General features: G+C 57.1%; 15 protein-coding genes and 1 tRNA gene. 9 read left to right on the forward strand and 7 right to left on the reverse strand.

The features are described from left to right. The 6 genes from selB to LIO98_RS00345 all read left to right on the forward strand — a co-directional run bounded on the left by selB (position 1) and on the right by LIO98_RS00345 (position 4,375). A complete protein-coding gene (selB, locus tag LIO98_RS00320) occupies positions 1 to 1,911 on the forward strand; it encodes a selenocysteine-specific translation elongation factor (RefSeq protein ID WP_291952318.1) in 1,911 nt (636 codons plus the stop codon). Positions 1,912 to 2,016: 105 nt separating this feature from the next. Then, positions 2,017 to 2,262: a Veg family protein gene (locus LIO98_RS00325; protein ID WP_066744090.1), complete on the forward strand. Its 246-nt coding sequence runs from the start codon at positions 2,017 to 2,019 to the stop codon at positions 2,260 to 2,262. A gap of 219 nt (positions 2,263 to 2,481) precedes the next feature. Then, positions 2,482 to 3,198, forward strand: coding sequence for a hypothetical protein (locus LIO98_RS00330; RefSeq protein ID WP_291952319.1), 717 nt, complete (start codon positions 2,482 to 2,484; stop codon positions 3,196 to 3,198). Between the two features lie 5 nt (positions 3,199 to 3,203). Then, positions 3,204 to 4,010, forward strand: coding sequence for a phosphoribosyltransferase family protein (locus LIO98_RS00335; RefSeq protein ID WP_291952320.1), 807 nt, complete (start codon positions 3,204 to 3,206; stop codon positions 4,008 to 4,010). An 89-nt stretch (positions 4,011 to 4,099) separates the two neighbouring features. Then, positions 4,100 to 4,279: a ferredoxin gene (locus tag LIO98_RS00340; protein ID WP_066744086.1), complete on the forward strand. Its 180-nt coding sequence runs from the start codon at positions 4,100 to 4,102 to the stop codon at positions 4,277 to 4,279. Between the two features lie 19 nt (positions 4,280 to 4,298). Next, a tRNA-Ile gene (locus LIO98_RS00345) sits at positions 4,299 to 4,375 on the forward strand. A gap of 504 nt (positions 4,376 to 4,879) precedes the next feature. Here the strand turns inward: LIO98_RS00345 and LIO98_RS00350 are convergent. After that, a complete protein-coding gene (locus LIO98_RS00350) occupies positions 4,880 to 5,833 on the reverse strand; it encodes a 4Fe-4S binding protein (protein ID WP_291952321.1) in 954 nt (317 codons plus the stop codon). A 33-nt stretch (positions 5,834 to 5,866) separates the two neighbouring features. After that, positions 5,867 to 7,498, reverse strand: coding sequence for an FAD-dependent oxidoreductase (locus LIO98_RS00355; protein WP_291952322.1), 1,632 nt, complete (start codon positions 7,496 to 7,498; stop codon positions 5,867 to 5,869). Positions 7,499 to 7,619: 121 nt separating this feature from the next. Here LIO98_RS00355 and LIO98_RS00360 point away from each other — a divergent pair, with 121 nt between their 5' ends. After that, positions 7,620 to 8,540 carry a LysR family transcriptional regulator gene (locus LIO98_RS00360; RefSeq protein ID WP_291952323.1) on the forward strand — a complete coding sequence of 307 codons (921 nt, stop codon included), beginning with the start codon at positions 7,620 to 7,622 and terminating at the stop codon, positions 8,538 to 8,540. A gap of 95 nt (positions 8,541 to 8,635) precedes the next feature. Here LIO98_RS00360 and LIO98_RS00365 read toward each other — a convergent pair whose 3' ends face one another. From LIO98_RS00365 to LIO98_RS00375, 3 genes are read right to left on the reverse strand one after another with little or no spacing between them, the layout of a single operon-like run. Beyond that, positions 8,636 to 9,670, reverse strand: a complete 1,035-nt coding sequence (locus LIO98_RS00365; protein ID WP_291952324.1) for an L-threonylcarbamoyladenylate synthase — start codon at positions 9,668 to 9,670, stop codon at positions 8,636 to 8,638. After that, positions 9,663 to 10,787 carry a tRNA guanosine(34) transglycosylase Tgt gene (gene tgt, locus LIO98_RS00370; RefSeq protein WP_291952325.1) on the reverse strand — a complete coding sequence of 375 codons (1,125 nt, stop codon included), beginning with the start codon at positions 10,785 to 10,787 and terminating at the stop codon, positions 9,663 to 9,665. Before tgt ends, LIO98_RS00365 begins: the two co-directional genes overlap by 8 nt. A gap of 5 nt (positions 10,788 to 10,792) precedes the next feature. Then, positions 10,793 to 11,602, reverse strand: coding sequence for a TatD family hydrolase (locus tag LIO98_RS00375; protein WP_363303751.1), 810 nt, complete (start codon positions 11,600 to 11,602; stop codon positions 10,793 to 10,795). Positions 11,603 to 11,894: 292 nt separating this feature from the next. Between LIO98_RS00375 and LIO98_RS00380 the strand changes: the two genes are divergently transcribed. After that, positions 11,895 to 13,262 (forward strand): PhoH family protein, encoded by a 1,368-nt coding sequence (locus LIO98_RS00380; protein ID WP_291952327.1) that lies wholly within the window; start codon positions 11,895 to 11,897, stop codon positions 13,260 to 13,262. A gap of 116 nt (positions 13,263 to 13,378) precedes the next feature. Here the strand turns inward: LIO98_RS00380 and LIO98_RS00385 are convergent, their stop codons facing one another. Beyond that, positions 13,379 to 15,889: an excinuclease ABC subunit UvrA gene (locus LIO98_RS00385; RefSeq protein WP_291952328.1), complete on the reverse strand. Its 2,511-nt coding sequence runs from the start codon at positions 15,887 to 15,889 to the stop codon at positions 13,379 to 13,381. A gap of 126 nt (positions 15,890 to 16,015) precedes the next feature. Further along, positions 16,016 to 16,231: a hypothetical protein gene (locus LIO98_RS00390; RefSeq protein ID WP_291952329.1), complete on the reverse strand. Its 216-nt coding sequence runs from the start codon at positions 16,229 to 16,231 to the stop codon at positions 16,016 to 16,018. Between the two features lie 308 nt (positions 16,232 to 16,539). Here LIO98_RS00390 and LIO98_RS00395 point away from each other — a divergent pair, with 308 nt between their 5' ends. Further along, a complete protein-coding gene (locus tag LIO98_RS00395) occupies positions 16,540 to 19,035 on the forward strand; it encodes an Ig-like domain-containing protein (protein ID WP_291952330.1) in 2,496 nt (831 codons plus the stop codon). Positions 19,036 to 19,113 lie beyond the last annotated feature (78 nt).

Below are 19,113 nucleotides of genomic sequence, written 5' to 3' on the forward strand. Positions count from 1 at the left end.
ATGGCAAACAACGAATACCCCTTTGTAATCGGCACCGCCGGACACATAGACCATGGAAAGACGACGCTCGTCAAGCGCCTGACGGACGTCGACTGCGACCGTCTCGTCGAGGAAAAGAAACGCGGCATGACGATCGAGCTCGGATTCGCCCCCTTTACCCTGCCCTCGGGGCAGACGATAAGCATCGTAGACGTGCCTGGACACGAAAAATTTATTCGCCAGATGGTCGCCGGCGCGGCCGGCGTCGACGCGGTAATGCTCGTCATCGCCGCGGACGACGGCGTAATGCCTCAGACGCACGAACACCTTGCCATCCTTTCGCTGCTCGGCATCAAAAACGGCCTGACGGTGATAAACAAGATAGACCTTGTCGACGAAGAGATGCTTGAAATGGCGGTCGACGACGCCAAGTCGCTGCTCGCCGGCACCTTCCTCTCGGACAAACCCGTCATTCCCGTCTCGGCCTTAACTGGTAAGGGTATCGATGAACTCAAAAGGGCTTTGCAGCAGATGACGGAAAAGGCCGGCGCCAAGAGCCGCAGGGGAGCCTTCTTCCTGCCGGTTGACAGGGCCTTTCACATCTCCGGCTTCGGCACCGTCGTCACCGGCACGGCGATCAACGGCGAGATACATGAGGGCGACGAGGTCGAGGTCATGCCGCGCGGCATCCTCTCGAAGGTGCGCTCCATACAGGTACACGGCGCGCCGGTCTCCACCGCCACGGCAGGCCAGCGCGTCGCGGCCAACCTCGCGGGCATATCGCTGGACGACGTAAAACGCGGGGACGTCGTGACCGCTAAAGACTGCTTCACCGCCTCTAAATGCCTTGACGTCAACGTCAGGCTCCTGCCGGGAGCGGAGCCGCTCAAACATTGGCAGCGCCTCCGGCTGCACGTGGGGACTACCGATACCGTGGCCCGCGTCTCGCTTCTCGACCGTGAACAGGTGCTGCCGGGAGAGAGCTCCGCGGCGCAGCTGATAACGGAAGACCCCGTGGTCGCCTCGGTTGACAGCTGCTTCATCCTGAGGACCTACAGTCCGCTGGTGACGGTGGCCGGCGGAAAGATACTGATGCCGGCTGGAGAGCGTCCAAAAAACAGACAGACAAAAGCCGCCCTGCTGGAATACCTCGATAAACTCTCCGAAGAGCCGCCGCTTAAAGAGCGGCTGCTCGCGCTGATAAATTACAGGGGGATCATAACCGCCGCGGACGCCGCGAGGATGAACGAGGTCAGCCTCGTCGAACTCATGCGCGCCGTCTCGCCCTTTGAGGCGCGGGCCGAGGTCGGCGTGATCCGCGGCGGCGAGGCCGTCCTGCTCTCAAAAAGAAAGATAGAGGAACTTGGAGAGACGCTTACGAAAGCCCTCGCCCTATTCCACGGAGAACACCCGGAGAGAAAGGGAATGCCGGCCGAAGAATGCGCCAAGGCTCTCGACTTACAGGAGACTAAATTCACCCGGGAACTGCTCTCGCTATTTGAAAAACAGGGAATAATAAAATTTGCCGACGACCGGGCTCGGCTCGCCGACTTTGAACCATTTGACGAGGAACTCTTCTCCGCCAACGTCGCGGCTCTCAAAAAATACACCCTCCAGCTTGGCTACTCCATGCCGAGCATCGAGGAGGCGCAGGCCGCTTTGGGATTCACCGCGGAGGAGATGAAACGCATCATCGCCTACCTCAAAGAAAAAAAAGAGCTGGCGCTGATAACGGGCGCCTTCCTCCTCTTCCCTGAAATTGAGGCTGATTTCAAAGAAAAGTTAGCTAATATTTCAGGCGACATTACGCTCGCCGCCGTGCGGGACGCCACCGGCAGCAGCAGAAAATACGCTCTGCCGCTGCTTGAATACTTTGACAGCAAAGGCGTCACCAGGAGGGTTGGAGACAAGCGCATTTTGATAAAGAAATAAATGTTTGCATAAAATACGGTAATTGCACCCCTATTGCATAGATTGTATTGCAAACTCGTCAATTTTGATGTACAATTATTTAATGACTTGTGGAGGTGTTGTGTAATGGCGTATACTTTAGAATCAATTCGTGAGATAGTGTCTCTCCACAAAGGGTCCAAAATCTCATACCGCGCGGCCAACGGCAGGCGCAAAATTGAGGAGCGCACAGGGATAATAAAAGAGACATATCCGAGCCTTTTTACGGTGTTCATAGAATCTCAGCAGAGCACAATCTCATTCAGCTACACGGATCTCCTTACAAGAGAAGTTGAATTGCAGCTGGAACCCAGTGGAGAAAATCTCTTTTAGAAGTTCTTTGACTGACTACGCCCCGGCAGACGAGCCGGGGCGTTTTAGTATACACGCAGGAGGATAAAAGTGCGAAGCATAATAGACTCCCCCATCAAAATAAACCTCATATTACGGATACTATCCCGGCGCAGCGACGGATATCATGAAATATACTCCCTATTTTGGCAAAAAAAGGCGATAGAGAGGTTGACAATTCAGGTAAATTGCGATGAAATTATGGGAGATTCTCTGGACGTAGAGGGCATGCCGATAATGGGAGAAAATCTTGTAACTAAGGCTCTCCTGACGGCAAGAAAATATACTGCGGGTATCCCTCCCCTAAAAATAAGGCTCGAGAAATTTTTCCCTGCCGGCAGCGGGATCGGGGCGGGAAGCGGCAATGCCGCCGCACTGCTGGGGTGGCTTAGGGAAAATTTCGCCCTAAAAATGACGGCGGAACAGATTGGAAAGCTCGGCGCGGATGTCGCCTTCCTCGCGTCAGGCAGTGAAATCGCCGAAGCGCGCGGCGTGGGAGAGCTGCTGACTCCAGCCGGGGAGGCGCCAAAGCTCGGTTGGATACTGGCCTTTCCCAAATGGGGGTCAAACACCAAAGAGGCCTACGCGAAGCTTGACGCCATGCGCGATGACGCCGGCGGCTATTATGCGCCGACAGCCGAAGAAATCGCGAAAGAGTCCGCCGAGTACTTGGAAAAACTGCAAAACAGGCGCTGCAACGGCAGGCTGCCCAACGACTTCTTTCCAGTGCTTGCGGCGGAACACCGGGAGTATGGCATCGCGGAGGAGATAGCCGCGGCGACGGGAGCCTGCGGCTGGGGCCTATGCGGCAGTGGCAGTGCCTTCTTCGGCCTCTATGACAGCTCCGAAGCGGCCCGCGGCGCGGAAAAAATATACGACAACGAAAACTGGATCTTAAAAACATTTTATTTGGAGTGATTATCATGAGGGGTCAAAGAACAGAAAGGCTGGTCAGGTTAGCGGCGAAATTCATGCTCTGTCCGTCAAAGCTCATCTCCCTGACAGATCTTGCAAGCAAATTTAACGTCTCAAAGACCGTAATTAGCGACGATGTGGAGGTAATCAACTCGGCTATGGGAGCGGAGGGCTTCGGACAGATGCAGGTCGACCGCGGACGCAGCGGCGGCGCGCGCTTCGTGCCCATATGCACCCCGGAATACCGCCAGACGCTGCTCTCAGAAATCGCGGAAAAGCTGACCGATCCGGAGAGAAACCTCCCCGGCGGGCTAATCTACTACAGCGACCTGATATTCAATCCGGAGACGGCGCTCTCCCTCGGCTACTGCATGGCCTCGCTCTTCACCGACGCCGAGCCCGACGTCGTCATGACCTCAGAGGTCAAGGGCATCCCCATCGCGATGTTCGCCGCCTATGCTCTTGGCGTGCCTCTCGCCGTCTGCCGCTTCCGCAACCGCCCCAGCGACGGCGCCGCCGTCGGCGTACACTACCCCACCGCGAGCGGAGACGTAAAGACAATGTACATCGGCACGCGCCAGATGCGGCGCGGCTGCCGCGTCCTCATCGTCGATGACTTCATGCACGGCGGCAGCACCGCCTCCGGCATGCTCCTCATGGCAAAGCAGTTCGACGCCGAGGTCGCCGGCATCGGCGTCTTCATCGCCTACGATGAACCCAAAGAAAAATCCGTGCCTAACTATCACTCGCTGCTGACCCTGAAACACAACGCTGAGGGACAGAACCGCCTCGTAGTCACCCCCGGCAAAGAATAGGAGCGGCGCTGAGCCGTTTATAAAAAAGTGTTTGACGTATCACCAAAAATGTCGTAGAATCTTACCTCGTGGAAGGGAGGTGACCCGCCATGGGTATTAAAGTGAACCTTGATGATTGCATCGGCTGTGGTGTGTGCTCTGAGCTCTGTCCGCAGAATTTCAAGCTGGACGAAGATGAAGGCAAGTGCATGGTCATCGACCAGGAGGTAAGTTCTCTGGCAAAAGAGGCGGCCGACAGCTGCCCGGTATCGGCGATAACGATAGACTAGCCGCCGTACCCTTACATTGGGGCCCATAGCTCAATTGGTTAGAGCTCCCGGCTCATAACCGGATGGTTTCAGGTTCGATTCCTGATGGGCCCACCATTTTTGATAATCACTGATTAGCAAATGTATAAAAATTCCTGTCATAGACAGGGATTTTTCTTTTTGTTCTCATGCTTTGATTATCATTGATAAGCAATCTACTCCCTCATTACCGTATAATAAACCGTATAAAAAAGTACCGCAAAATATCTTTTATACGGTCGGTGATTTGTAATGTTACAAGGCTTAACAGAATACATGTTGAAAAATGCTCCAATAAAAGATAAAAAGTACACTTTATCAGATGGCAGAGGTCTTCTTATCGAAGTCAATCCAAATGGCTCAAAATATTGAATTGTCCGAATATATGAAAATAACCGCGAATACAGTAGGAGCCTTGGGCCACCACCGACAAAACTCCCGGTTCCTGATTGTAGCTGGGTTTATTTTTTCCCTTGCCGATACTGCGGTCCTGCCGGACGATAAGTACACGTCAAAGACAAAACGTGGCTGACAAGTTCGATGTCAGCCGCGTTCGTTATGTTAATATCGGGAAAATATCTTCTAGCAGGTGGCTCCGCCTACCGTGTGGAGATTGGCTTCGAGGATATCATTTTTTCTCTCAAGGATGTCGCCGTCGAGCAGCTCTTTTTCGACGTACTCAAAGCCGAGGCGAGAAATGGTGGAGGCAAAGCGCTCTCCCGTCTTTCCCTGTTCGCGGAACAGCAGGATCGCCCGCTCGATCGCCGCGAGAGCCTCTTCCTTATCAGTGAAGATTTTACTAAGGGGCCTGCCGACGGCGGTGGACTTTCCCCATCTGCCGCCGATATATATCTTGTAGCCCAGCGTCCCATCCGCGATGGCGTCAAAGTTGCACACGCCGATGCAGCGCCCGCAGTTGTTGCATTTTTCTTCATCTATCTCCAGCAGGCCGTCTTTCATCTTCGCCGCGCCTACCGGACAGAATTTTTCTACGGCGCACTTTTTACAGCCGCTGCAGCTGTCCTCGTCGAAGTTAGGGATCAGCTGACCGATGATACCAACGTCGTTAAGGTCCGGCTTGACGCAGTTATTCGGGCAGCCTCCGACTGCGATCTTGAACTTATGCGGCAGTTTTACCGACCTGTAGCCGTTGTAGAAGCGCTCGTGGATCTCCTCCGAGAGTTCAAAGGTATCGATAAGGCCATACTGGCATGTCGTCCCCTTGCAGGAGACGACAGGGTGTACCTTGGAGCCGGTGCCTCCCGTCGTGAGCCCCGCCTTAGCGATATAAGCGCGGAAGTCCTCTATCTTATCGAACGGTATACCCTGACATTCGATAGTGAGGCGCGTCGTCATCATAACGACGCCGTTTCCGTGGAGCTTCGCCGCCTCCGACAGGCAGATCATCTGATCGGCGCTTATCTTGCCGTTCACCGTGATGATCCTCCCAGAGAAGTTGTTCGTTCCCCTGTTTCTCAGAAAGCCAAGCGCCTTTACCGATTTTTCTTCCTCCGGCGTAACAGAACCGTTTACCATAACTGATTTCTCTCCCTTAAGCCCTTTGATTTCTTACTCTTCCGTCTCTATTTCATTGAACGTGTGCCCGGCCTCGAGCACCTTGGTGTTATTATAACCATAAAATTTCATTCTGTTTTGCGTCATGTAGGCGCGTTTGCCCTTCGCGCAGACGAGAAGCAGTTTTTCGTCCGTTCCGTATTCCGGCAGCGTGCCGTTTATCTTTGTGATGTCGATATAGGGCACGCCCTCCAGAGTGGGGTTTATCGAAACGTCAACGATCTTATATCCCTCAGCTTTGCCCTCCATATACTCCGCCGGGGTTATGGAATCCATCTCGCCGCTGATCTTGTTGAGAAGGACGTTGAGAGTATGCGCGAAGGGATGTATCGCCGTTGAGAATGGCGGCGCGTAAGCGAGGTCCATGTTCTCAAGATCGTGCAGCGTGGCCCCCATTGTCAGCGCGACCACGGCGATGTCGACCATCTTGTCAACCGCGCCCTTGCCAAGCACCTGCAAACCGAGAAACTTACCGCTCTTCCTATCCGCGATCATTTTAACGATGAAGTTGGAGGCGCCGGGATAGTAGTGAGCCTTGTCGTCAACGACAGCCGTAACCGCCGCAACGTCATAGCCGGCATCCCGCGCCGCCGCCTCTGTGAGACCGGTCCGCCCGACGTTGAGCTCGGGCAGCATGCAGACGCCGGTGCCGAGAACGCCGGGATAGGTGGGCTGTTCTCCCGCGAGCACCCTCGCGGCGAGACGGCCCTCGATATTGGCTGAAGAGCCCATCGGCGACCAGGCGGGAGCGCCGGTTATACGGTTCGTCACCGTAACGCAGTCACCGACGGCGTAGACGTCGGGATCGTTGGTCCGCATCTGCCCGTCGACCTTGATCGTCCCACCGGAGGTAAGTTCTATACCGCTGCCGGCGAGGAATGCGGTGTTAGGCCGAATCCCGAGCGAGAGCACTACCGCGTCGGCTTTTATAGCACGCCTGTCGGTCTTGATCTTCTCCACTCTTTCATCGCCGATGATCCCCTCAAGCTTGGTCCCCGTGAAGCAGACGATGCCGCGGTCGGCAAGGTGTCTCTCAACATAGGCAGCCACCTCAGGGTCAAAACCAGGGAGTATCTGACTGGCCATATCAATGACCGAGACCCTGATATCCGTCGCTGAGAGGTTCTCCGCAACCTCAAGGCCGATGAAGCCGCCGCCGGCTACGACGACGCGCTTGACCTCTCCCGATTCGATCGCCGCGCGCAGAGCGACGGCGTCCTCAGGTTTTCTCATAAAAAAGACGTTTTTAAGTTCGATTCCGGGCAGACGGGGCGCCACCGGGCTCGCGCCGGTCGCGATTACAAGCTTATCGTAGGAATAAACCTCGCGCTCTTTCGTCCCAGTATCGACGACAGTCACCGTTTTAGCCGTCCTATCAAGCGAAACGGCCTCTTTGCCGGTTATAACGTCGGCCCCTGTAAGCGCGGAGAACTTTTTCGGGGTATTGACGATAAGCGCCCCTTTGTCGGCAATGACGCCGCCGACATAATAAGGCAGGCCGCAGCCCGCGTAAGAGATATCTTTATCCTTAGCCAGTATCCGCACCTCAGCGCCGCGGTTCTCTCTTTTGAGTTTCGCCGCTACCTTTGTGCCCGCCGCTACGCCGCCGATCACAAGAATCTTCAAAATTTCACGCCCTTTGGAATTATTTATTTGCTGCCGCTTATTATAGGACTATCTTTCAATTATTAATAATAATAAAATATAATCTAACTCATAGGTAAAACCTATATGCGGAGGGGAGACCATGACACTTCATCATCTGAGAATTTTTATCTCCGTAGCGGAGAGCGGTAAGATGAGCGCCGCCGCGCACGGCCATCATCTATCGCAGCCGACCGTGAGCCAGATCATCAGGGAGCTGGAGGAATACTATTCTGTCAAGCTCTTTGAACGGCTCTCAAAAAAGCTTCATATTACAGAGGAGGGTAAACGGCTCCTGGGATACGTGAAAGAAGTGGTAAACGCCTACGAAAACCTAGAATACAACATGTCCCCCGCCGTGCGCCGCGACACGCTCCGCATCGGCTCCTCCGTCACCGTGGGAATGTGCGTTATGCCCGGCCTCGTCAGAAATTTTTCCGCGGCGCGCCCCGGCACCGATATCTACAGCTATGTCAACAATACGCAGACGATAGAGGAGATGCTGCTGCGCTCCGAACTGGATGTCGCGGTGGTCGAGGGAAAGATACGGAACCCGGATATAATCTGCTCTCACCTGATGGACGATTATGTGACCCTCTTCTGCGCCTCGGACCACCGCTTCGCCGTGAAAAAATATATCAGCCTCGACGAACTCTGCCGTGAAAGCTTCGTAATGCGCGAACATGGCAGCGGAACACGCGAGATATTCGAGAATTTTATCACCGAACAGAAAAGAAAGCTCAGGATAAAATGGGAGGTGGCCTGCTTTGACTCGACGCTGCGGGCCGTGCGGGAAGAGGGCTGCGTCGGCGTCGCCTCCGTCCGCCTGCTGATCCCCCACCTCGACGCCGGAAATATCCGCGCGATTTGCTGCGCCGGCGGCGAATGGGACCGGACCTTTTCTCTCGTCCACCACAAAAATAAATATATGACGGAGTCGATGATGGCTTTCATCGAAGCCGCTCACACAATAAAGGACGCCCCTCTGCCCGACAGGACAAAGATGGGACGCCTGGTGGCGTAGGATGGCTGCGGCATAAATAAAAAAACCGCTCCCGCCATACGGCGAATGGGCGGCAATTAATTACAAATGACAAAATATCGGCAAAAAACGGAGAATTATCCCCCCGCCGCCCTTGTCAGGCGGTCTTTTAGGGCGCGGCCGATGCCGTTTTCTTCGGGGAGTTCGGCGTAGATGATCTGCGCGCCGCTCTTTTCGAGGGTGCGCAGCGCGCGGAAGAGCTCCCTCGCGTATTCAGCGTCGTCCTTGAAGATTATCTTTATACGCGGCGCGCCGTTGGGGATCTCCGTGCCGAGCCAGGCCCAGTTTTCGGCCTCCGCCGGTATCGCGTGCGGGGCCGTCAGCCTCAGCGGTATCGACGGCGCGTAGTGGCGGTACCTTGTACCGGGGGAACGCCGGATCATCTTCTGGTCCTGCGGCAGCAGCACCTCCATATTAAGAGCCGCCTCGACCGCCTCTTTCGGCAGGCCTCCGGGGCGCAGCAACACGGGGTGCTCTCCCGTCATATCAATTACCGTCGACTCAAGGCCAAGGCGCGTGTCACCGCCGTCAATGATGAGGGGAATGATATCCCCTATCTCCTGCCGCACCGTCGCGGCGTCAGTCGGGCTGGGGCGGCCGCTGATGTTGGCACTCGGGGCGGCGATCGGCAGGCCGGATTTTTCTATCAGCGCAAGCGCCACGGTGGTATCAGGCATACGCACCGCCGCCGTCGAAAGGCCGCCGCGCGTGCGCGCAGGGACGATCTCCTTCGCCGGCAGCACTATCGAAAGCGGGCCCGGCCAGAATTTCTCCATCAGCAGGCGCGCGCGCCAGTTTATTTCGACAAGACTTTCCGTCATCGCGATCGAGGAGACGTGAAGAATCAGCGGGTTGTCCGAGGGGCGGCCCTTCGTTTCATATATCCTCTTCACCGCCTCCGCGTCAAGCGCGTTCGCGCCGAGGCCATATACGGTCTCCGTCGGGAAGGCGACGAGCCCACCCGCCCTTATTATCTCCGCCCCCCGCTCCATCAGCTCCCGCTGTTCGGGAGAGAGCGAGGCCATTCTCGCCGCCGCGCGCTCCGCGACAGATACGCAATCCGGCGTGAGCTTGGAAGCGATCATCCCTTCACCGCGCCCCAGATCATTCATTGAGATAGGCGCCCTCCATAAAGTTTTCCATAAAATTGCGGCGGAAGGCCGGGAAGCGGCCCTCGATTATCGCCTGCCGCGCGCCGTTCACCAGATTCACAAGGAAATAAAGGTTGTGCCAGCTGCAAAGGCGCGCCGCCAAAATCTCTCCCGCCGTGTAAAGGTGGCGCAGATAGGCGCGTGTGAAATTACGGCAGACATAACAGCCGCAGTTCGGGTCCACCGGCGTGTAGTCGCGCGCGAAGGCGAGATTCTTGATATTCATCTTGCCAAAGCTCGTAAGCAGCTGCCCGTTGCGTCCGTTGCGCGTCGGCAGCACGCAGTCGAACATGTCGATTCCGCGCGCGATGCCCTCCACGAGGTTCGTCGGAAAGCCGACGCCCATAAGATAACGCGGCTTGTCCTGCGGCATATGCGGCGAGAGCGCGTCAAGGACGCGGTACATCTCCGCGTGGCTCTCGCCGACGGAGAGGCCACCGATACCGTAGCCGGGGAAGCCGATCTCTTCCAGCCGTTCGATACACTCAATGCGCTGGCTCTCGTAGAGTGCCCCCTGGACGATGCCAAAGAGCGCCTGATCCGGGCGGCTGTGATATTCGCGGCAGCGCCCCGCCCAGCGTATCGTGCGTTCCATCGCCTCGTGCGAATATTCGGGCGTCGTCGGCAAAGAGACACATTCGTCAAAGGCCATCGCGATATCGCTGCCGAGCTTCTGCTGTATCGCCATCGAATCCTCGGGACGCATAAAGTGCCGGCTGCCGTCGATATGCGAACGGAACTCGACGCCGTCCTCTTTTATCTTATTTATATTGGCGAGCGAAAAGACTTGAAAACCGCCGCTGTCCGTCAGGATCGGATGATCCCAGCCCATAAAGCGGTGCAGCCCGCCCGCCTCTTCGACGATATCCTCGCCAGGACGCATATGGAGATGATAGGTATTGCCGAGAATTATCTGCGCGCCCAGCCCCTCCAGCTCGGGCGGCGTCATCGCCTTGACGGTGGCCTGCGTCCCCACCGGCATAAAGACCGGCGTCTTTATCACTCCGTGCGGCGTCGTAAACTCCCCGGCGCGCGCGCCGGTCTCCGGACACTGCGCCGTCAGCTTATATTCAAACATCCTATCTACCTGCCCCATCCGAATATTCTTTCGCCGTTCTCCTTAACCGCCAACGCGAACTCCTCAAGCGGAAGCCCCATGAGCATCGAAAGATACTCATAGACCGAACGTACATGCCACGGCTCGTTCTGCCTGCCGCGGAAGCCCTGCGGCGCGAGATAGGGCGAATCTGTCTCGCAGAGGATGCGGTCCAGCGGCACCGTCATCGCGATCTCGCGCAGCGCCTGGTTCTTCGGGTAGGTGACGGGACCGGCGAAGGAGATGTAAAAGCCGAGCTCGAGCGCCGCCTTCGCGTCCTCCGCGCGGCCGGAGAAACAGTGAATGACGCCGCCTACCGCATCTGCTCCCTGCTCGCGGAGCATCGCGTATACCTCGTCGTTGGCGTCGCCCTCCGCCCTGTTCTGCGCGTCGCGCACATGGATGACAATCGGTTTGCCGATCCTCTTCGCAAGCTCTATCTGCTCGGAAAATACGCGGCGCTGTATCTCGCGCGGCGAATGGTCGTAAAAATAATCAAGGCCTATCTCTCCGACGGCGCAGACCCGCTTGTCCGCGGCAATCGCCTCAAGCTCCGCGATATAAGAGGGGGAGACATTCTCCGCCTCGTGCGGATGTACGCCGGCAAGCGCGTATATCTCCGGCGAATCCGTCTGCGAGGAGGCAAGCGCCGCCGCCTCGCGGCTCGTCGCGACGTCCGCGGAGGCGAACACCATGCGCCGCACATCGTTATCGGCGGCGTGCGTAAAAACCTCCGCCAGACCGTCGGGGTAGTATTCTCTATTCAAATGACAATGCGTATCCACCAAAAACATCATAAATTCCTCTCAAAGCAAAAGATAAACCACAGCCCGACTATTATACAATAAAAGAGGGAGCTGCCGCTGCGCCTTCGGCAGATCGCGGCACGGGTACAAAAAACTTCGCCGCCTGTTTTTACACCATTTTAACAATACAAGACCGCCGCGCCGGCATCCCGCATACAGGCGCCGCCAAAGGGGCGCGCCACGCGGCAGCCCCGTTACACAACTTTTACCATTCAGAGGCAGAGGGCTTTACATTCTATTTATATAATCCAAACAGTAAAATCAGCTTTTAGGGAGGGTGTCTATGAACAAGGTCTATGTGCTCGACACGAATGTGATGATCCAGTCGCCGCTGGCTCTCCTGTCTTTTGAAGAGAACGACGTGGTGCTGCCGATCGTCTGTCTGGAGGAGCTCGACAGGCTCAAAAGCGACGAGGGAGAACGCGGGGCCAACGCGCGGGAGACCATCCGCATCCTCGAAAAGCTGCGGCTCACGGGCAACCTGCTCGCGGGCGTGAAGCTGCCTGACGGGGGAACTCTGCGGGTGGAGGCCAATTTTGTAAATGTCACGCTCCCCGAGGGACTTCCCGAGGTAAAAAACGACAACCGCATCCTAAAGATATGCAAGGGGCTCGCGGACGGCGGAGAGCGAATCATCCTCGTCAGCAAAGATATCCTCGTGCGGCTCAAGGCGCAGATGATGGGGCTCACGGCGGAGGACTTCACCACCGAACAGTCCCCCAGACTTACCGAACAGTACACGGGACGCGCGGTAGTTTATACCGCCGACGAAAACATGAGCGGCTTCAAGAAAAAGGGGCTCCCCGTCGAAGAGGTCTACCTTATAAGAGGAGATGAGAAAACGCCCTTCCTTCCGGTGGTAAATCAGTTTGTGATCATACGCTCCGAACTCTCGGATAAAAAGACTCTGCTCGGACGCTTCAACGGAAAGTGCATCGTGCCGCTGGAGAGCCTGAAAAAAGAGCCCTTCGGCATCAAGCCGAAGAACGTCGGGCAGCGCTTCATGCAGGAGGCGCTGATGCAGGACGCCGAGACCGCGCCGCTCGTGATAATAAAGGGCCCCGCGGGGATGGCGAAGACCTTCTATTCTCTCGCGGTGGGGCTGGAAAAGATCATGAACGGCCCGGAGAGGGAGTACCGCCGGATACTGGTCACGCGCCCCAACGTGCAGTTCGATTCCGATATCGGCTTCCTGCCGGGCAGCGAGCAGGAGAAAATCGCCCCCTTCCTGCGCCCCGTCATCGACAACCTCAAGGTGCTCGTCGACCGCGACGAGAAAGAGCGTTACAAAGACGAATATGAGCTCGCGGGCAAAATAGAGGAACTTTTCGCGCGCGACTATATCGCCACAGAGGCGCTCAACTTCGTGCGCGGACGCACCATCACCAAAACATACCTGATAATCGACGAGGCGCAGAATCTCACGCCCAAACAGGCGAAGGGCATCATTACGCGCGTCGGCAAAGGCACAAAAATCGTCATGGTCGGCGACCCGGAGCAGATAGACCATCCCTTCCTCGACGAACGCACAAACGGCCTCTCCTACGCCAGCGAGAGGATGAAGGGCAGTTCCCTCTGCTTCCAGCTGTCGATGGAGCCCGACGAATGCGAACGCTCGCCGCTGGCCTTCGACGCCGCCTCCCGTATGTAAAAACGAATTAAAACCATACGAAAGCGGCAAACCCCAAACAGCGCCGCCATAAAACTCCCGCCGCCGGTTCCCACGACGGCGGCTTTACCTGCGGTTGGCAATCCGTCAGGGCAGCCTCACCACCTGACGCCATAACTTTCCGCATACCTTCTGAGATACCTTCCCGTTAAACTCACCTCGCTGCCGCATATATCCCTCGCGCCGCCCGAGGCGATGATCCGTCCGCCCTCCTCCCCGCCGCCGGGGCCCATATCGACGATAAAATCCGCGTTGGCGATCATATCAAGGTCATGTTCAATGACCACGACCGTGCCCCCCGCCCCGATCAGCCGGTCAAATATCTGCAGGAGTCTGCGGATGTCCTGCGGGTGAAGCCCCGTCGTCGGCTCGTCAAAGACGAAAAGAGTCCCCCGCTGGTCACGCCCCAGCTCCGATACGAGCTTCATCCGCTGTGCCTCGCCGCCGGAGAGCGCGGAGGTCGCCTCTCCCAGCTTCAGATAACCGAGGCCAAGCCCCTCGAGCGACTCCAGCTTTTCGCGGATGAGGCCGTTATCTTTGAATACCCCGCAGGCCTCGTCCACGGAGAGGTCGAGCACATCGGCGACGCTCATCCCCTGCCACCTGACCTCAAGCGTCTCCGGCGAATACCTCCGGCCGCCGCAGTCGGGACAGACCAGATCCATATCGGGCAGATACTGGATATCAAGAGATACGATCCCCGTACCGCCGCAGGTCCCGCAGGCGCCGCTTTTCAGATTATAAGAAAAATGCCCCGCCTCCCAGCCCCTTTTTTGCGCCTCCTCCGTCGCCGCGAACAGGGCCCTCACCCCGTCCATGATGCCGGAATAGGTCGCCAGCGTCGAACGTGTATTCTGCCCCACAGGGACAGCGTCGACCATGACGACGCGGCGGATGCCGGCCGTCTCCGCCCTCACGACGTGAGAGGGCAGGGGCTGCCTCCTCACCGCCGCCCGCACCGCGGGGACTAGGCAGTCGAGAATCAGCGTCGACTTGCCGGAGCCGGAGACGCCGGTCACCGCCGTAAGCTTCCCTGTCGGAATCCGCACCGTTACATCCTTTAAAGTATAAATTTCGTCAACCTCGACGGATATCACGCCCTTATCCTTTGCCGCTTCGCCGCCTTCGCGGACCAGCAGCCTCTCCGCGCCCGAGAGATACCCGCCGATAACGGAACGGGGATCTCCTTCGACAGACGCCACCGTCCCCTCGGCGATCACCCGCCCGCCGTTTTCTCCGGCCCCCACGCCCATTTCGATCAGCCAATCGGCCTGGCGCAGAATATCTATGTCATGATCGACCACGACGAGAGAATTGCCCTGCTCCCGCAGCCTGCTGAATACATCCGTCAGCCCCTCCGCGTTTTGTGGGTGCAGGCCGATGGAGGGTTCGTCCAGCACATAAAGCACGCCCGTCGTTTCGCTGCGCAGCGTCCGCGCGAGCTGCACGCGCTGCAGCTCGCCCGTTGACAAAGTGCCGCCTCCTCGGTCGAGCGACAGATAAGAGAGACCCAGGGCAAGCAGCGGCGCGATCCCCTCGGCCAGCTCCCCCATGAGCTTCCGCGCCATCGGGCGCATCACCTCCGGCAGCGTCTCCGGCACGGAACCCGCGTAAGCCTCCAAAGCGGCGAGGGAAAGAGCCGAGACCTCGGCGATATTTTTCCCCGCGAGAAGCGTCGTGAGAAGCTTCGGCGCGAAACGGCCGCCGTGGCAGCTCCGGCAGATCCCGATATGATAAAACTGCTCCGCGAGCCTCGTCCTGATCTTTTCGCTCTCCGTGCCGTTATAGGCGTGCGCCACCGCATCCGCCGCGTTCAGATACTGCGCCTTCATCTCGTAGACCTTGCCCGCGCCGGTCATTACGGAGACCGGAGTCTTACAGCTCATCTTCCCATGAAGGACAAAATCCTTCTGCTCCTCCGTCAAATCCTTAAAGGGGATATCAATGGGAATACCGATCGCCTCCGCCGTGGGAACATAAAAAAATGAACCCGGAACCCGCCAGCCGGCGACCGCCCCCTCGTTGATACTCTTATTGGGATCGGCGATAAGCCTGCTCTCATCGATCTCCTCCACGACGCCGGTGCCGCGGCATTCGGGGCAGGCACCCAGCGAATTGAAGGCAAAATCCTCGGCGGAAAAGGGGGCGAACTCCACGCCGCACTCCGGACATACGCTCCTTCCCAGCCGCGCCGTATCAAGAGAGGGGGGAAGCCTGTGCCCGTTCGGGCAAAGATGTGAGCCCAGCCGCGAAAACGAGAGGCGCAGAATATTGAGAAGCTCGCTCATCGTTCCCAGCGTGCTCCTGATACCGGGAACGACTGGGCGCTGGCGCAGCGCCACGGCGCTCGGCAGATAACGGATACGCTCCACGTCGGGGCGCGCCGACTGCCCGATGCGGCGGCGCGTGTACGTAGACAGCGCCTGCAAATACCGCCGCGCCCCCTCCGCGTAAAGGACATCCGTCGCGAGCGTGCTCTTTCCCGAACCGGAGACGCCGCAGACCGCTACAAAACGGTTCAGCGGGATATCCACGTCAATATCCTTTAAATTGTTTGCCCTCGCCCCGCGCACCTCTATATGTGTGGGAGCCGTATTCTCTCTTTTCATATCCTTTTACCTCTTTACCTGTTATCTCTTACGCGAACCGCAGCGCCGTTCACTATCTCTGATTTATGATTATCTTCCCGGCAGACAGCCGCCGCGATACATCTATTATAAAGTGTGAAAAGACAATCAAATGCGCGGAAAATCTGCGCACAATACGCTTTTCCATACCGGGAGGAGGAAGCGGGCAAGAAAGCCGCCGATACAAACAAAGACGTGAGCCACACCAGCCTCCGCGTCCCCCGCGTCCCGTAAGGCAAAAACACAAAACCCCATGCCGCTGGATTCCGGGTCAAGCCCGGCATGACTGAACAAAGATAAATCACCATTTATCTCTTTTCCCACCCGAAGGAAATCGGCGTTTAGACGTGTCGATGACGACGCGAAATAAGGCCGGAAAACCGCAGGCGCACTTTCGTGCGTCGAGGATTTTCCGACCTTGTTGAGCTAAGTCAGCGGCGCGTATAAACGCCGATTTTAGCCGATTTACGTGAAAAGAGTACCCGGTTCGGGTACTATCGCTCAAGAATAATCCGTATTAATATGCTACACAGGACGGTTTACACACCGGCACGCCGCGGCTTCAATATATCAGGATGAAAAGGAGAGACAGCAAAATGTAGAAAAAAACGCGCAAACGGCAAAATCAAACTATGATCATCCCCCGGAAAAGTAATCATCGGTTACTTTATCTTCTAGCCACGCTCTTATTTATACTCGCCGCCGCGCTCGCGGCCCCCATGACGGCGCGGGCGGCGGGGACGGAACCAGCCACAAAAGACAACGTATATCAGATAGGGACGGCCGACGAGCTCATCTGGTTCCGCGACAGCGTCAACAGTGGAGATATCCCCGCCTCTTCCGACGCAAAGCTCACGTCGGACATCGTCCTCAGCGGCGAGTGGGGGCCGATCGGCAAATATACCGATAAGACCCCGAACGGCTACACCGGGACCTTCAACGGCGGCGGCTTCACGGTGAGCGGATATGAGATAACCTCCGCAAGCCTCGTCGTCGTACCAAAAATCTACAGAGACACAGACAGCAAGGCCGCCGGATTTTTCGGATACATCGGCGCGGATGGCAAGGTTATCAACCTTACCCTGGACGGGGAGATTGACATTACGTCTACGGGTGAAGACCATGAACAACTCTGTGTGGGCGGCTTCGCGGGATACAATATGGGCACGCTGCGAAACTGCACGAACACGAGCGGCGTAAAGACTCTCTATACGTGCGCCAAACCTAACACGGACGTAAACAGCCACACAGGCGGCGTCATCGGCTACAATATGAACGGGACGCTGGCAAACTGCGTCAACAACGGCAGGGTCGATGCCTCCGGTTACTACTGCCTCACTGGCGGCATCGCTGCAACTGCGGACGGCAGTTCTGTAATATCGGGCTGCGTCAATACCAATTCTGTCTGCTCGGCTGCCGGTGGAGAATTTCCTTCAGAACAGTTCGCCGGTGGGATCACCGGACGCAACCCATTTAACGGCGCTAATGTTAAACTGTCAAACTGCGTCAACTCCGGAGAGATAACGGCGACAGGTACAATAAACAACTTTGCCGGCGGCATATCGGCGCGTGACAACACCGGCATAATAGCGAACTGCACAAACACCGGCGATGTCACAGCTTCGGGCAACAATGCAAGAAACTATGCAGGCGGAATCGTCGGATACAGTGAGTATTCAAAAATGTCAGACTGCGTTAGCAGCGGTACAATCACCGCGGACGGGACTATACCTTTGGCTGGTGGAATCACAGGAAAAACTTCAGACCTTACAACGAGAAACTGCGGCTGGATGGGAGCCGATAAGGGCACCGGCGACGATAATAGCACATCGTTGGACATCCATAAGATCTCCGGAGAGACCGGCGTCGTCACGACCCTGACCGCCACGCTTGACAAGAGCCTCATATCTGTCGGCGAGCAGGGAACGATCACGCTGAAGACGCTGCTGGATAACGCCGGCTTCGCCGCCCATGTGACAAATGTAAAAGCGGCGGCCTCCGACAACAGCGTTCTTAAAGTTGAAGAGACGACCGGCAGCGCGGTGGCCTTCACCGCCGCAGGCAGAGGCGAAAGCACGATAACGGTCACCGCGACGCTCACGCCGACAGACTTCGGCGGCGGCAAAGCCTCCGCTAAAAACGTGACCTTCACCTTTTATATCGAAGTGCGGGATGACGCCCCCAAGCCGATATCCGTCGAAAATGTGACCCTTTCCAGCCGCGACCTCACGCTGAACGTCGGCGAAAGCGCGCAGCTCACGGCGACGGTGTCCCCAATCAACGCGACGGATAAGAGCGTCACGTGGTCAAGCAGCGCGCCGGAAACCGTCTCCACAGATCAGTCCGGCAAACTTACGGCGCTCAAGGCCGGAAAAGCGACGGTCACCGTCACCACAAACAACGGCGGTGAAACCGACTCCTGCGCCGTAACGGTGAACTCTCCCGCAAAGCCACAGCCCAAACAGCCGGACGTCGACAACTCCGTGGAGATATCAAAGGACATAGACATATCGGAGACCCCGGCGGTATATGACAACATGGAAGCCGCGGCAAAGGATATCTCCTCGGATATCAAAGCGGAGGAGCTTGAGGTATCCGATGGCTCCGTCTCTCTGAAGGATACCAGGGCGAAGGAGATCATTAAGGCGAACCTTGAAGATGGCGCGGCGCTCGAATCCATCCTCACGCTGCCGCTGTTCTCCGTAAGGACGGAGAAAGGAAAAACGGCTGTCTCCGCCTGGGTGGTAAAGGGCTCCGACCTGCTCTCCGATACGATAGAAAAGGTGGACGTGCGCAAAATCGTCTCCACCACAGAGATGCTCAAATTCCGGTATAAAGCCTCCGGCTTTACGGACGGCAGCTTCACCGTGCTCGGCATGGACGGAAAGCTCGCCGCGGGAGCGGTGGATAAGGACAAAAAATACCAACTGCTGCTCTTCATCGCCGACGGCGGCAAATATGACCTGAATGACGCGGTCGGAGTGATAACCGACCCGGCGGCCATCGTAAAGACCGGCGGCGCCCCGGCGCCGAAGCCCTCCGGCGGTTCGTCGGGCGGATGCAGCGCGGGATTCGGCGCGCTCGCCCTGCTGGCGCTCGTACCGCCGGCGCTGAAAAAGAAAAGGTAAGGGATAGGCGGGAGTGCGCGGTATTTCACTCCCGCCTTTTTATCGTCCGCCGGTCACAGGTGGATTAAGTGATAAATT

The sequence above is a fragment of the Cloacibacillus sp. genome, from assembly GCF_020860125.1.
Lineage (GTDB): Bacteria > Synergistota > Synergistia > Synergistales > Synergistaceae > Cloacibacillus.

What these genes read in the sequence shown, in the direction of transcription:
- LIO98_RS00380 (WP_291952327.1), top strand. Translation starts at nt 11,895, where the DNA reads ATGAACAAGGTCTATGTGCTCGACACGAATGTGATGATCCAGTCGCCG.
- LIO98_RS00325 (WP_066744090.1), top strand. Translation starts at nt 2,017, where the DNA reads ATGGCGTATACTTTAGAATCAATTCGTGAGATAGTGTCTCTCCACAAA.
- LIO98_RS00395 (WP_291952330.1), top strand. Translation starts at nt 16,540, where the DNA reads ATGATCATCCCCCGGAAAAGTAATCATCGGTTACTTTATCTTCTAGCC.
- LIO98_RS00375 (WP_363303751.1), bottom strand. Translation starts at nt 11,602, where the DNA reads ATGATGTTTTTGGTGGATACGCATTGTCATTTGAATAGAGAATACTAC.
- tgt (WP_291952325.1), bottom strand. Translation starts at nt 10,787, where the DNA reads ATGTTTGAATATAAGCTGACGGCGCAGTGTCCGGAGACCGGCGCGCGC.
- LIO98_RS00340 (WP_066744086.1), top strand. Translation starts at nt 4,100, where the DNA reads ATGGGTATTAAAGTGAACCTTGATGATTGCATCGGCTGTGGTGTGTGC.
- LIO98_RS00365 (WP_291952324.1), bottom strand. Translation starts at nt 9,670, where the DNA reads ATGAATGATCTGGGGCGCGGTGAAGGGATGATCGCTTCCAAGCTCACG.
- selB (WP_291952318.1), top strand. Translation starts at nt 1, where the DNA reads ATGGCAAACAACGAATACCCCTTTGTAATCGGCACCGCCGGACACATA.
- LIO98_RS00385 (WP_291952328.1), bottom strand. Translation starts at nt 15,889, where the DNA reads ATGAAAAGAGAGAATACGGCTCCCACACATATAGAGGTGCGCGGGGCG.
- LIO98_RS00330 (WP_291952319.1), top strand. Translation starts at nt 2,482, where the DNA reads ATGGGAGATTCTCTGGACGTAGAGGGCATGCCGATAATGGGAGAAAAT.
- LIO98_RS00350 (WP_291952321.1), bottom strand. Translation starts at nt 5,833, where the DNA reads ATGGTAAACGGTTCTGTTACGCCGGAGGAAGAAAAATCGGTAAAGGCG.
- LIO98_RS00335 (WP_291952320.1), top strand. Translation starts at nt 3,204, where the DNA reads ATGAGGGGTCAAAGAACAGAAAGGCTGGTCAGGTTAGCGGCGAAATTC.
- LIO98_RS00360 (WP_291952323.1), top strand. Translation starts at nt 7,620, where the DNA reads ATGACACTTCATCATCTGAGAATTTTTATCTCCGTAGCGGAGAGCGGT.